General features: G+C 68.5%; 13 protein-coding genes. 5 read left to right on the top strand and 8 right to left on the bottom strand.

What is annotated here, in order from left to right; all coding sequences use genetic code 11:
• Positions 1 to 10: 10 nt before the first annotated feature.
• Positions 11 to 808 carry a 1-acyl-sn-glycerol-3-phosphate acyltransferase gene (locus E1P53_RS08325; protein ID WP_006899289.1) on the bottom strand — a complete coding sequence of 266 codons (798 nt, stop codon included), beginning with the start codon at positions 806 to 808 and terminating at the stop codon, positions 11 to 13.
• A 127-nt stretch (positions 809 to 935) separates the two neighbouring features.
• Here E1P53_RS08325 and E1P53_RS08330 point away from each other — a divergent pair, with 127 nt between their 5' ends.
• From E1P53_RS08330 to E1P53_RS08345, 4 genes are all read left to right on the top strand, one after another.
• Positions 936 to 1,577, top strand: coding sequence for a PaaI family thioesterase (locus E1P53_RS08330; RefSeq protein ID WP_131734000.1), 642 nt, complete (start codon positions 936 to 938; stop codon positions 1,575 to 1,577).
• A gap of 5 nt (positions 1,578 to 1,582) precedes the next feature.
• Positions 1,583 to 2,599: an alcohol dehydrogenase catalytic domain-containing protein gene (locus E1P53_RS08335; RefSeq protein WP_131734001.1), complete on the top strand. Its 1,017-nt coding sequence runs from the start codon at positions 1,583 to 1,585 to the stop codon at positions 2,597 to 2,599.
• Positions 2,600 to 2,642: 43 nt separating this feature from the next.
• Positions 2,643 to 3,578 carry an amidohydrolase family protein gene (locus tag E1P53_RS08340; protein WP_131734002.1) on the top strand — a complete coding sequence of 312 codons (936 nt, stop codon included), beginning with the start codon at positions 2,643 to 2,645 and terminating at the stop codon, positions 3,576 to 3,578.
• A gap of 360 nt (positions 3,579 to 3,938) precedes the next feature.
• Complete coding sequence (locus tag E1P53_RS08345; RefSeq protein WP_131734003.1) at positions 3,939 to 4,742, top strand: FadR/GntR family transcriptional regulator; 804 nt, start codon at positions 3,939 to 3,941, stop codon at positions 4,740 to 4,742.
• A gap of 29 nt (positions 4,743 to 4,771) precedes the next feature.
• Here E1P53_RS08345 and E1P53_RS08350 read toward each other — a convergent pair whose 3' ends face one another.
• From E1P53_RS08350 to E1P53_RS08365, 4 genes are all read right to left on the bottom strand, one after another.
• On the bottom strand, positions 4,772 to 5,518 hold the full coding sequence (locus E1P53_RS08350; protein ID WP_006899284.1) for an amino acid ABC transporter ATP-binding protein: 747 nt from the start codon (positions 5,516 to 5,518) through the stop codon (positions 4,772 to 4,774).
• Positions 5,519 to 5,522: 4 nt separating this feature from the next.
• On the bottom strand, positions 5,523 to 7,349 hold the full coding sequence (locus tag E1P53_RS08355; RefSeq protein ID WP_131734004.1) for an ABC transporter substrate-binding protein/permease: 1,827 nt from the start codon (positions 7,347 to 7,349) through the stop codon (positions 5,523 to 5,525).
• Positions 7,350 to 7,523: 174 nt separating this feature from the next.
• Positions 7,524 to 7,793 (bottom strand): DUF2277 domain-containing protein, encoded by a 270-nt coding sequence (locus E1P53_RS08360; protein ID WP_131734005.1) that lies wholly within the window; start codon positions 7,791 to 7,793, stop codon positions 7,524 to 7,526.
• Positions 7,794 to 7,858: 65 nt separating this feature from the next.
• The gene (locus E1P53_RS08365) at positions 7,859 to 8,827 is read right to left on the bottom strand and encodes an NADPH:quinone oxidoreductase family protein (protein WP_131734006.1); all 969 of its coding nucleotides are present in this window, start codon (positions 8,825 to 8,827) and stop codon (positions 7,859 to 7,861) included.
• Between the two features lie 49 nt (positions 8,828 to 8,876).
• On the opposite strand from E1P53_RS08365, the gene E1P53_RS08370 reads away from it, so the two are divergent.
• Positions 8,877 to 9,584: a class I SAM-dependent methyltransferase gene (locus E1P53_RS08370; protein WP_131734007.1), complete on the top strand. Its 708-nt coding sequence runs from the start codon at positions 8,877 to 8,879 to the stop codon at positions 9,582 to 9,584.
• 47 nt (positions 9,585 to 9,631) lie between these two features.
• On the opposite strand, the gene E1P53_RS08375 is transcribed toward E1P53_RS08370, so the two are convergent.
• The 3 genes from E1P53_RS08375 to E1P53_RS08385 are packed head-to-tail and all read right to left on the bottom strand — an operon-like array spanning position 9,632 to position 12,716.
• A complete protein-coding gene (locus E1P53_RS08375) occupies positions 9,632 to 10,390 on the bottom strand; it encodes an SDR family NAD(P)-dependent oxidoreductase (protein ID WP_131734008.1) in 759 nt (252 codons plus the stop codon).
• Positions 10,387 to 11,328, bottom strand: coding sequence for an alpha/beta hydrolase (locus E1P53_RS08380; RefSeq protein ID WP_006899278.1), 942 nt, complete (start codon positions 11,326 to 11,328; stop codon positions 10,387 to 10,389). Before E1P53_RS08380 ends, E1P53_RS08375 begins: the two co-directional genes overlap by 4 nt.
• Positions 11,325 to 12,716 (bottom strand): flavin-containing monooxygenase, encoded by a 1,392-nt coding sequence (locus E1P53_RS08385; RefSeq protein WP_131734009.1) that lies wholly within the window; start codon positions 12,714 to 12,716, stop codon positions 11,325 to 11,327. The genes E1P53_RS08380 and E1P53_RS08385 overlap by 4 nt, the downstream gene beginning before the upstream one ends.
• Positions 12,717 to 12,837 lie beyond the last annotated feature (121 nt).

The raw sequence follows: 12,837 nt of genomic DNA on the forward strand, positions 1-12,837 counted from the left end.
CTCCTTCCGGTCAACCGAGAACCGGGAACCGGCGTTCGCGGGCGAGACCGTCGAGGGCGTGCTGCATCCGCTTGCGGATCATCTGGTCCACCTCGTCGTGGTCCGGGTCGGTGCCGAACTCGGCGGTGATGTCGATCGGGTCGAGCACCTCCGTGACGAGCTTCGATGGCAGCGGGATGTTGGGCGGGAAGTGCGCGTTGAAACCGAACGGGAACCCGAAGGCGAACGGGGCGCTGTCGATGCGCAGCAGCTTGTCCAGCCGCAGCAGCTTGGCGAGGGTGTCTCCGCGGTTGAGGAAGAGCTGTGTCTCCTGGCCGCCGATGGTCACGATCGGGACGATCGGCACCCCGGCCTCGAGGGCCGTCCGGACGTATCCGGTCCGGCCGTGGAAGTCGATGACTGCCGATTGGCTGGTGGGCCGCAGCACCTCCCACTCGCCGCCGGGGAACACGATGGTGGCCGCACCGGCCTTCAGCGCCGCGACGGCGTTCTTGGGATGCGCGGGGAGGAATCCGAACTTGCCGAAGACGTCCTTGCCGGCGCCGGTGAAGATGAGGTCGTGGGCCAGGGTGTAGAGCGGCCGGTCGGCGCCGAACTCGTCGGCGAAGGCGACGCTGATCACCGGGACGTCGAACGCCATGAGTCCGCCCGAGTGGTTCGACACGAGCAGGACGCCCCCGTCGGGCACCTTGTCCATGCCGCGCACCTCGGAACGGAAGTAGGTCTTCACCACGAGTTTCAGCACAGGCAGGACACGCTTGACCCAGGTCTCGTCGCGCGCGGTGAGGTCGAAGGTCGGGGCGGTCATCGTCCACCTCTCACTGATCGGGAAAACACCAGAAACTAGAACACGTTCTAGTGTTGAATTAGAACACGTTCTATTTCGGGTCACCACCTGGAGTAACCCATCCCACAGTCCAAGTGATCGGAGTCACATGGAGTTCATTCTCGAGGACATCTCCGAGGCCGAGGTCGCACGTCGGCGCGGCGTCTACACGCCGCTCACCGACATCGTCCGCGACCTCGTCGACGCCGTCATCCGCACCGAGGTCTCCGAGGACGCCCTCGACGACGCCCGCCGCCGGATCGCCGAGGTCGTCTCGGACCTGCGCAGCAAGCAGATGGACGGCCCGTACGGGGTCCGGCACACCCGCCAGAACACCGGCATGGCCTGGGGCAACGCCGTCATCGGGGTGCGCAATGCCTTGGCTCCGCCGCTGGACGTCGTCCACGTCGACGACGGGGTGCGCTCCTACTTCACCCTCGGCGCCGCCTACGAGGGCCCGCCCGGCTGCGTGCACGGAGGCGTCTGCGCGATGCTCCTCGACCATCTGCTCGGCAACGCCGCGAGCACCGAGGGCCCCTGCTACACCGGCACCATCACCATCCGCTACCTGCGTCCCACGCGCCTCGGCGCACTCAGTGCACGCGCCTGGGTGACCGAGCGGACCGGTCGCAAGCTGTACGCGAAGGGCACCATCTCCGACGCCGAGGGCGTGACGTGCGAGGCCGAGGGCGTCTTCATCGTGCCGAGGTCGGCGGTCGACACCCCGGCCGTGCGCTGGTCGCAGGGCTGAGCCCGATGCGTGCCGCCGTCACCACCGGCCGAGCCGGTGCCGATGCCTTCGAGGTCACCGAACTGCCCGACCCCACACCCGGCCCCGGTGACCTCGTATTGCGAGTGGCCGCGAACGGGATCTGCGGGTCCGACCTGTCCACGGCGCCGTTCCTGCCGCCCGGCGTGGTGATGGGGCACGAGTTCGCCGGCGAGGTGGTGGCGATCGGTCCGCGCTCGGGACCCGGCGGCGACACCGACTTCCGGGTGGGCGATCTGGTCGCGTCGATGCCGGTGCGCGGCTGCCATCGGTGCCGGGCGTGCCTGACCGGCGACATCGCCCGCTGCCCTTCGGCGCAGACGCTCGGCCTCGGCGTGCTCCCGGGAGCCTTGGCGGAGTTCGTCGTGGTGGGTGCCGCCGAGAGCGTCCGGGTCGAGGGCGTCGATCCCGCCGAGGGCGCGCTGGTCGAACCGCTCGCGGTCGGCCTCCATGCGGTCACGCGCGCGGCGATCGCCCCCGACGACCGGGTCCTGGTCCTCGGCGCCGGGCCCGTGGGGACGGCGGTTCTCCATTGGCTGTCGCGCGGCGTCGCGGGCGAGGTGATCTGCTCCGACCCCTCCCCGGGCAGGCGCGCCGCGGCACTCGATGCCGGCGCATCGGCGGTCTGCGTGCCCGACGAGGTGACCGGGTACGTCGAGGACGGGTTCGACGTGGTGATCGAATGCGTCGGCAAGCCCGGCATGGTCGCGAGCGCGCTCGACGCCGTCGCGACACACGGCCGGATCGTCGTGGCGGGCGTGTGCCTGTCCGAGGACCGTTTCATGCCGGTCGCGGGAGTGGTGAAAGAGGTGTCGATCCACTTCGTCTCGTACTACACGCGCGCCGAGTTCGTGACCGCCGCAGCGGAGTTGAGCAGCGGCGCGGTCGGGTCGTCGACGCTGGTGAGCGCGATCGTCGGGCTCGACGCGGTCGGCCGGGTGTTCACCGAACTGTCGGAGCCCAACGACCACCGGAAGGTTCTCGTGGCACCCGCCGTCGAGTGAGGAAGTCTTCGCCCGAGACCTGTCCCGGCGTAACGTCGGACGGGTGAGCAACGGCGTTCCCGATTCCCCGACCACCGGACATCCCGCACCCTTCAGCCCGGACGAGGCCGAGCGCGTCCGGGCGATCTGGACCGGACTGCGACTGCCCGGTCTCATCGACGTGCACACGCACTTCATGCCGCGGTCGGTGATGGACAAGGTGTGGGCCTACTTCGATTCCGCCGGCCCCCTGGTCGGCCGCGAGTGGCCGATCGCCTACCGCGCCGACGAGGACGTCCGCGTGGAGACGCTGCGCGCCTTCGGCGTCCGCGCCTACTCGTCGCTGGTCTATCCACACAAACCCGACATGGCGGAGTGGCTCAACGGATGGGCGCAGGACTTCGCCACGAACCATCCCGACTGCCTGCACACGGCGACCTTCTATCCGGAGGAGTCGGCCGCCGTGTACGTCTCCCGCGCGATCCAGTCCGGCACACAGGTCTTCAAGTCGCACATCCAGGTCGGCGACTACTCGCCGACGGACCCGTTGCTCGACGGGGTCTGGTCGCAGATCGCCGATTCGCAGGTGCCGGTCATCATCCACTGCGGGTCGGGTCCGGCACCGGGCGCGCACACCGGCCCGGAGCCCGTCCGCGCTCTGCTGCAGCGGTTTCCGTCGCTGCCGCTGATCATCGCGCACATGGGCATGCCGGAGTACGAGTCCTTCCTCGACCTAGCCCTCGAGTATCCGAACGTCCACCTCGACACGACGATGGCCTTCACCGACTTCGTCGAGGAGGACGCCCCGTTCCCCGACGACCTGCGGGCACGACTGGCGGAGGCCGGCGACAAGGTGCTCTTCGGCAGCGACTTCCCCAACATCCCCTACGGCTACACCCACGCGCTCGAGGCGGTCACCGGGCTGGGCATGGGCGACGAGTGGGTGGCAAAAGTGCTCTACCACAATGCTTCCCGACTGTTCGGGGTGAGTGGGTCCTGATGCCGACGCCCGGCTGTCGTCGCGTTCCGGTCCCCCCGGCCGCGCGACACCCGATCGTCCGGGGAGGTTTACGGGGCTGCTTCCTCGGCACCATCTGCCGTGGAAACCGAGTGCCGGGGTACGCCTCACGATCTGACAGGAATCCCCGGACGTGCGACCCTTGGTGGTGCCCGTTCGATCACGGCATGGCGCCCTCGATGCCGGCGGCTTGGTCGAGACATCGCGAGCAGGCACACCGAGGTTCATTCGTCCGTACGAATATCCGGCAGAACCACTCGACTCCCCACTACAGTGCAACCGACCCGTGGCTTTCGTCATGACGCCCCAGACGGAAGACGAGCGAGCGAGAAAGGGCCGAGGATGACACGCGAACTGGCCCGCACCGGCATCCCGATCATCTACGACCCCGACGCGATGAGGTCGCCGGCGCGGTCGGGAGAGTCCGCGCGTGCGCCGAAGGCGTCCGAGACCACCGCGGCGATGATCGTCTCCGACATCGTCTCTCTCGGCCTGAGTCGCGGCGATCGCCTCCCGGCGGAGAACGCCATGCTCGCTGACTATTCGGTGAGCCGAGAGACCCTGCGCGAGGCACTGCGCATCCTCGAGGTCCAGGGACTGATCACCCTCAAACGCGGTCCGGGTGGCGGGCCGTTCGTGGGAGCGCTGAACGCGTCGTACCTGGCACGCACCGCTTCGCTGTATTTCCATCTCGCCGGCGCAACCTACGACGAGGTCTTCGACACGTGGATGGTCCTCGAGCCGCCGCTGTCGGCGAAGGTGGCGCGTATCGAGGACCGTGCGATGAAGGAAGCGGCGTTCTCCCGGTTCCTCGACTACAACGCCGCCGACCACCAATCGAACGAGATCGTCGGCGATTTCACCAATTTCCACACCGTCATCGCCGAGTTGAGCGGCAACCGCGTGCTCACGCTCCTGACCCAGGCGATCGACCACATCGTCGTCGAGCATGTACTCGACGCCGCACGAGGCACCCTCGGCGAGGACGACTCGATGAGCCACGATCACACCGAGATCGCCCGGGCGATCATCGCCGGACGTCCGCGCAAGGCCGAGACGCTGATGCACGAACACATCAACGACGTGGTCGAGCGCTTCCGGGCACGTCACCCCGACCGCGCGAGCGAACTCGTGCAGTGGATGTGATCCGGCCGCGCGGGTGACCCCGCGTGGCGTCAGAGCACCTGGGACAAGAAGGTGCGCAGGCGATCCGATTTCGCGTCGTCGAAGATCTCGTCGGGCGCACCGGTTTCCACCACCACGCCGTGGTCCATGAAGAGCACGTTGTCGCTGACATTGCGCGCAAAGCCCATCTCGTGGGTGACCACCACCATGGTCATCCCCTCTGTCGCGAGATCGGCCATGAGGGCGAGCACACCCTTGACCAGTTCGGGGTCGAGCGCCGAGGTCGCCTCGTCGAAGAACATGACCTCCGGCGCCATCGCGAGTGCCCGCGCGATCGCCACGCGCTGCTGTTGACCGCCCGACAGGCGGGCGGGCCGGACGTCGGCCTTGTTCGTCAGCCCGACGATCTCGAGCTGGCGCAACGCGACCTCGCGGGCCTCGTCCTTGCTCAGGCCCTTGAGCTTTCGCGGTCCGAGGGCGACGTTCTCGACGACGGTCTTGTGCGGGAACAGGTTGAAGTGCTGGAACACCATTCCGATCCGGCGCCGCAACTCGTCGGGGTTGTCCTTCAGGACCGACCGGCCGTCGAGCAGGATGTCGCCGGAATCGGGTTCGTACAGGCGGTTGAGCACGCGCAGCAGCGTCGACTTGCCCGAGCCCGACGGCCCGATGACGGTGGTCGTCGTGCCGGCGTCGACCTGGATGTCGACACCCTGCAGGACGTGGTGCTTGCCGAAGGACAGGTGCAGTCCGGTGCCGGTCAGCGACACCGCTTTTCGTGTGGTGGTGGCGGACATGTGCCTATCCCTTCTCGACGGCGGTGACGGGCAGCGGATCGTCCTGGACGTCGGCGGGTCGTCCGGTCCGCAGGCGACGGTCGATGTGGTTGACCAGATGGGTCAGCGGGATCGTCAGGATGAGGTACATGATGCCCGCGGCCACCAGCGGTGACAGGTTCCCGGTCTGCGCATTGAGGTCACGGCCCACGGCGAACAGCTCGCGCTGGCTCGCGAGGAGCCCGAGGAAGTAGACGAGTGAGCTGTCCTTGATGAGGCTGATGAACTGGTTCATGAGCGCGGGCAGGACCCGTCGCACACCCTGGGGCACGACGACCAGTCGCATCGACTGGCGGTAGCTGAAACCGATGGCGCGGGAGGCCTCGAGCTGCCCCTCGTCGACGCTCTGGATGCCCGACCGGAAGATCTCGCCGATGTAGGCCGCGGCGAGGAGCGCCAGCGCGACCGCGCCGAGCCAGTACGGGTTGTTACCGGTGATCCCCTTGACGACGGGACCGATGCCCAGACCGACGATGAGGATGACGACCACGGCGGGGAGCCCGCGGAAGATGTCGGTGTACACCCGCGCGGGCCACCGCAGCCAGCGGGACCGGGAGATGCCGCAGATCGCGAGGATCATGCCGAGGATGGTGCCCAGGACGCCGGAGACCACCGACAGGATCAGGGTGTTGACCAGGCCGACCTTGATCAGCTCGGGGAAGGACTTCTCGTAGAGCTCCCAGTTGAAGAAGGTGTCGCCGAGCTGCTGCAGGGTGCTCTTGGGCTTGGTGGCCTCGCCGGGGACGTTCTTCTCCGCGTTCGCGGCGGCGACCGCGGCGATGTCCTGCAGGTCGGGTTCCGGTGCGGCCTTGCTGCCCGGCTTCCAGCCCTCGGGCAGTTCCCGGGGCACCCAGTCCTCGTAGAGCTTGGCGTACGTGCCGTCGGCGATGACGGCGTCGAGTCCGGAGTTCAGCGCCGCGACGAGATTCGGCTTGTTCTTGCCGACCGCCCAGGCGATGAAGTTGTTGACGCTGAAGGTGTTCTCGACGATCGAGGTGCCGTCGCCATCCCGGACGGCACCCTCCGCCTGCTGCGACGGCGCGACCCAGGCGTCGACCTGCCCGCTCTTGAGGTTGGCGTACGCGGTCGCGTAGTCGGGGAACTTCACCGGGTCGAGGCCCAGCGTGTTGACGACGTAGTCGTCCTGGACGGTGCCCTGCACGACGGCGATGCGGGTGGCGGCCGAGAGGTCGCCGAACGACTTGACGGGGCCGCTGTTCGGGGCGACGAGCGCGAAGTACCCGAAGTCGTAGCCGTTGGTGAAGTCGACGGTCTTGCGGCGGTCGTCGGTGGTGGTGATCGACGACGACCCGACGTCGAAACGGTTGTTGGCGACCTGCGAGAGCAGCCCTGCGAACTCGGTGCCGTTGAACTCGATCTGCAGGCCGAGCTTCTCGGCGACCGCCTTGAGGAGCTCGTTGTCGAAGCCGGTGAACACGCCCTTGCTGTTCACGCAGATGCTGGGGCCCGCGTCGGACAGGGTGCCGACGGAGAGCTTGCCGGGCACCAGCAGTTCGAGCGCGCCGACGTCGATCGAGTCCACCGGCGCCGTGGTGGGCGTGGTGTACCTGTCCTCCCCGCCCTGTTCCGCGGCGGCGAGGTTGACCGGTGCCGCCGACGCGGACTCCAGACCCGCCGGCGCACAGCTGTCTTGTGGTGCCGCCTGGGCACTCGGCGCCGGCAGTCCGAGGACCGCGAGGACACCGACGAGTGCTGCCGTCAGCGCGAGTGCGAACAGACGGACCGCGCGCGGAACGGCTCGATGAGCACGGTGGGAACTGTGGTTGGACACCACTCCGAGGCTATCCGCGGCGAGTCCCCAGGTCACAATTTTTTGCTCGCCGGTGAGCCTAACCCCCGGTGAACTGGGGTTTGTCCGGATTGCCGGGCTGGATTCGGCACGGATTTCGAGGACGGGTTCCGCAGCAGGTATCGCTGAGCGTCACCTACTGCGGAACGCGAGACACTACCCCCGCGCCGCGATCCGCGCCTGCACCTCGGGGCGTCGCAACGGCGGGACGGTCTTGGGCGGTTGCCGACGCTCGGGCAGGGCGTCGAGCAGGGTGCGGGTCGCGGCGGTGACGGCGACGACCGCGGCCTCGAAGGCCTCGGCGTTGGCCGGCGACGGCTGCCGGATGCCGCTCACCTTGCGAACGTACTGCCGGGCGGCCGCCTCGATCTCCTCTCCGGTGGCCGACGGTTCCAGACCGCGGAGTTCGGTGATGTTGCGGCACATGGCGATTCCCTTCGCAGGCGGCGTCCTCGGGCGGTCGTCGCCGGCCGACGGGACCCGCGAGGGTCTCAGTCGCCGATCTTCACGACCGCCTTACCCAGAATCCGCCCTTCGGCCAGGTCGGTCAACGCCTCGGGCAGCTGCTCCAGTGTGTAGGTCTTGTTGGCCTGGGGCGTCATGCCGTCGGCGATCATCTGCGTCAGCTCCTCGTGCAGAACCGCCGGGAGATCGGGATGGGTGCGGATGTACTCGCCCCAGGCCGCGCCGACGACTGCGATGTTGCGGAAGAGGACGCGGTTGAGCTTCACGGTCGGGATGCCGCCGGCGGCGAAGCCGACGACCACGTAACGACCGTCGGGTGCGACCTGCCGCAGCGCCTCGTCGAACACCTCGCCGCCGGACGGGTCGATCATGACGTCGACGCCCTTCGGGGCGATCTTCTTGAGTTCGGCGCCCCAGCCCTCTTCGAGCTGGACGATCTCGTCGGCGCCCGCACCGCGCAGCAACTCCTCGGCGCCCTTGCGGTGCACGATGGCGATGACCTTCGCGCCCAGGGCCTTGGCGACCATGATCGACGCGGTACCCACGCCGCCGGCGGCGCCCAGCACGCCGACGACCTCACCCGGCTGCGTGTGCGCGCGGGTCTTCAGCGCGAAGAGCGCGGTCTGGTAGTTGATGCCCATCGCCGAGCCCTGCTCGAAGGACAGCCCCTCCGGCAGCGGCAACAGTTGTTCGGGTGCCGCGGCGACCTGCTCGGCGAAGCCACCGACGATCGAGGCGACGAGGACCTTGTCCCCCACCTTCACCGACGAGCCCTCCGGGGCCGACCGCACCACGCCCGCGACCTCGGTGCCGGGGGTGAACGGCACCGGGACGCGGAGCTGGTACTTGCCCTGGCTCATCAGGAGGTCGGGGAAGCAGATGCCGCAGGACTTGACGTCGACGACCACCTGGCCGTCGGCCGGAGTGGGATCGGGGACGTCCTTCAACTCGAGTCCGGACGGGCCTGTCTCTGCAGTGAGTACCTGAGCTTTCATAGGCCTCACCCTACGCGGCGCCCCTCACACACCCGTTAGGATCTGCCCTATGTCACAGTCCGCGGCGACCCCGCCGAATGTCGTGCCGAACGCTCCGTCCGCCGAACGTCTCCGAGTCGCCGACGAGGCGCCCGGCTTCATGCCGCTCGACGAGGCGCAGACGCTGTACGAGATCGCGGCGGAGTATCTCTCCCAACCGGATTCGACGAAGGTCGGCGTGGAGATCGGTACCTACTGCGGAAAGTCGACGGTCTTCCTCGGTTCCGCCGCCGAGGCCCTCGGCGCCGTCATCGTCACCGTCGACCATCACCGGGGCTCCGAAGAGCACCAGCCGGGCTGGGAGTACCACGACGAATCGCTCGTCGACCCCCACTCGGGCAAGCTCGACACCTCGGCCCGCTTCCGCCGCACCATGTTCGACGCCGGGCTCGAGCGCACCGTCGTCGGGCTCCTGGCCCCGTCGACCGTCGCCGCCCGGATCTGGGGCAAGCCCGCCGACTTCGTCTTCATCGACGGCGGCCACAGCATGGAGGCCGCACAGAACGACCTCGACGGTTGGGCGCCGTGGGTGCGGGTGGGCGGCGCGCTGCTGATCCACGACGTCTTCCCCGACCCGGCCGACGGCGGACGCCCGCCCTACGAGATCTACTGCCAGGCACTGGCGACCGGACAGTTCACCGAGGTCCGCGCCGAGGGATCGCTGCGGGTTCTCCGACGCGACTCCGGCGAGGTGGGGGCTCCGCTGACGAAGGCGTGACGCCCGACGGGAACAGGCCGGAACCCTGACCGGTACGCGCGTACCGGTCAGGCCTGTCCCATGAGCGCCCGGACCTTTCCGAGCACGTCCGGATAACGCTTGAGGTGTGCGCCGCCGTTGACGTCGAAGGCCGAGCCGGTGATCCACCGCGCCTTGTCCGAGGCGAGGAACACCACGGTGTCGGCGATCTCGGACGGCTCCCCGCTGCGGCCGAGCGGAGTGTTCTCGATGTACTCGTCGGTGAGCCCGGGGATCATCCCGATGCCCTCGGTGAGCGGCGTCGACACCAGGCCGGGAGAGACCGCGTTGACGCGCACGCCGCGTCCCGCCAGTTCGAGCGCCGCGACCTCGACGAGCATCAGGACTCCCGCCTTCGACGCGCAGTAGGCGCCCATCCCGCTACCGGGTTGCCGGCCGTTGAGCGAGGCGATGCAGGTGATCGAGCCGCCGTCGGCGATCCGTTGCCCGGCATGCTTGATGACCAGGAACGTCCCGGTGAGACATACGTCGACGGTGTACCGCCACGCGCTGAGTTCGAGTTCGGTGAGCGCGCCCGGATCGGAGAGCCCGGCGCAGTTGACCATCGTGTCGAACTCGCCGACGGCGTCGAAACCCGCGGCGACCGAGTCCTCGTCGGTGACGTCGAGGCGCAGCGCGCTCACGGTGTCGCCGCGTTCGGCGGCGACCTGCTCGGCGGCGTCGCCGTTCACGTCGGCCACGACGACTTCGACGCCCTCCGCGATGAGCGCGTCGACGGTGGCCAGCCCGATGCCCGACGCCCCGCCGATGACGACCGCCCGCCTCATCGAACGCCCGCGGTCTGTGCGGTCAGATGACGCGACAGGAACGAGACCTCGTGGTCGACGCAGGGTTCGAAGAAGTCGTTGCCCTCGAAGACCCCGAAGTGATCGCACGGGTAGTGCCGAACCTCGGCGCGCGCCTTGAACGCCGCCTTGGCCGCGGCGTGCGGCGGTGCGGCCGAGTCGAAGTCGGCGATCTGAACCAGGACCGGGGCGTTGATCCGGTCGACGTGCTTGTCGGCGCGGAACCCGCCGATCTCGAGTCCGACCGAGGCATCGACCTCGTTGCGCCACGACGGCCCGGCGATCGCGAGGTAGCTCTCCAGGAATCCGGGGGCGGTCAGCGCTGCGCCCTGGTCGCCGGGTTTGCCGACGACCCGCATCATCTTCGGCCGTCCGCCGAGCTTCTGCGCCACCGAGCTGGCCACCGCGGTGGCCGTCGACCGCGCCATCGCCGCCCCGCCGGCCTGGCTGTACGCGACACGGCCGGCCGCGAGGCCGTTGACCAACGGCACCACCGCGACGACCGCGGCGATGTCGGCGCGGTCGGCGGCGACGGTCAGCGCGTGCCCGCCCGACTGCGACACGCCCCAGAGGATGATCCGATTGGGATCGACGCCCGGTTGCCGTTTGGCCGCGACGATCGCGGCCCGGTAGTCGTCGGCCTGACGTTCCAGCGAGATCTGCTGGCGCGGTTCGCCTCCCGATAACCCGAAGCCCCGGTAGTCGAAGGCGAGCACCGCGAGTCCGGCGTCGGCGAGACGCAGGGCGAACGGCGCCAGGCCCGAGTCCTTGGTGCCGGCGAACCCGTGTGCCATGACCACCACGGGCCGCTTGCCGTCGACCTCGAACGGCGAGGACGCCGTGCCGGGGAAGAACCAGGCGTCGCACTCGACTCCCGCCGACGGGAAGCGGACGGTTTCTGCTCCGGTGGGGACGCTCATGCCGAGGCCTCCGATCCCGCGGTCACGCCGGCCGAGACGGTGTCGGCGACCCCGGCCCAGCGCACCGGCCCGAGTTCCTGCGCGCGCCTGCGACCTTCGGGCAATTCCTTGGTCCGGATGTTGTGCTCGTACAGGTAGTGGTCGAGCTGCTGGGTGTGTCGCGCGCTCTTCACCATGTGGCCGGTGAAGAACTCGGTGTCGGCCTTGATGGTCTCCCTCATCTCCGGGACCGACGGCGGCCGGTAGTTGCCGGTCGCATATGCCCCGATCACCCGCGCCTGGCACTCGACGAACGGGAACAGCGTCGGGACCGCCTGCGCGAAGCCCGCGAAGACGAGGTCGTCGATGCCCGGGTAGAACATGCGCTTGTAGAGGTCGATGTGGTTGTCCGGCGCACTGATGAACTCGGGATCGAAGAACGGGAAGGTGATGTTGTATCCCGTTGCGTAGATGATGATGTCGAAGTCGTCGGACGTGCCGTCCTCGAAGTGTACGGTCGAGCCGTCGAGCCGGCTGACGTTGGGCTTGGCGACGACGTCGCCGGAGCCGAGTCGGAGCGGCAGCTCCACCGACTGGGTCGGATGCGCCTCGAAGAACTTGTGATTCGGCGTCGGCAGCCCGTAGTCCTCGGGGTGGCCGGCGGTCAGCGGCTGCATGACCTGCATGAACTTCCGCTGCCACGACATCGGGATGTAGGGCGAGGTGCGGTAGTACTTGTCGGCGGGCTTGCCGCCGAAGTACTTCGGCACGATCCACGCGCCGGACCGGGTGGACAGCGTCAGCTTGTTGTCCAGCGCCTTCGACGACAGCTCGACGGCGATGTCGGCGGCGCTGTTGCCGAGGCCGACGACGAGAATCCGCTTGCCGCTGAAGTCATGCGGGGTCCGGGGGTCGATGTAGTGATGCGCGTGCATCTCGATGCCGTCGAACTCGCCGGGGAAGTCCGGGTAGCGCGGGTCCCAGTGGTGGCCGTTGGCGACGATGAGCAGGTCGAACCGCCGGCGTTCACCGCGCTGCGTCTCCAGCTCCCAGCCGCCGCCGTCGAGCCTGCGCGCGTGCTCGACGCCGTTGGTGAACTCGATGCTCGGCAGCAGGTCGAACGCCTCGGCGTAGGCGTCGAGGTAGGCCTTGATCTGGGTGTGGTGGGGGAAGTCCGGGTACTCCTCGGGCATCGGGAAGTCCCGGAACGACAGCTGATGCTTCGAGGTGTCGATGTGCAGAGACCGGTACGCGCTGCTGTGGCCGTTCGGGTTGCCGAAGGCCCAGTTGCCGCCGATTCGGTCGGAACTCTCGAAACACGTGTACGGGACGCCGTAGTCGGTGAGCATCTTGCCCGCCGTCAGGCCGCTGATCCCGGCACCGATGATCGCGGTGGTTGGTAAAGGCACGCTGCCCCCTCGAGACGAGTCGGGTGTAGACACAATCTGATTTGTGTCTACACGATGACCGGGCGCGCGGTGTACGGATTCCACGATCTGTCCACCCCTTGTTAGTCTTCGGCCAGTGAGT

The organism is Gordonia paraffinivorans (genome assembly GCF_900683595.1).
In the GTDB taxonomy this organism is placed as follows: domain Bacteria; phylum Actinomycetota; class Actinomycetes; order Mycobacteriales; family Mycobacteriaceae; genus Gordonia; species Gordonia paraffinivorans.